The organism is Sulfitobacter maritimus, assembly GCF_013346665.1.
Lineage (GTDB): Bacteria > Pseudomonadota > Alphaproteobacteria > Rhodobacterales > Rhodobacteraceae > Sulfitobacter > Sulfitobacter maritimus.
Window position 1 is genome coordinate 1 of sequence record NZ_JABVBB010000013.1, and the last position, 299, is coordinate 299.

The following is a 299-nucleotide window of genomic DNA, read 5'->3' on the forward strand; positions in this document are numbered from 1 at the left end:
CAAGCGCAGGTGAATGCGATCAAACCGGTCGGCAAAACGCCGATCTCCGCCGCCATCGAACATGCCGCCGACCTGCTCGCCTACCGCGACAACCCGGCAACGCTGGTGCTGATCTCGGACGGGGTAGAGACCTGCAACGCCGATCCCTGTGCGCTGTCGGCACAGCTTGCGAAACAGGGGGTAAAGTTCACCGCTCATGTCGTAGGCTTTGACCTGCAAGACGAGGCCCACGCCGGTCTCGCCTGTATTGCCGAGAACACGGGCGGCGTCTTCCTCCCCGCAAGCAATGCGACCGAACT

At 62.9% G+C, this 299-nt stretch carries 1 protein-coding gene; it reads left to right on the forward strand.

The window, feature by feature from the left end; translation table 11 throughout:
• A partial coding sequence (locus HTT03_RS18995) for a vWA domain-containing protein (protein ID WP_425506268.1) occupies nt 1–299 on the forward strand: 299 nt, incomplete at both ends.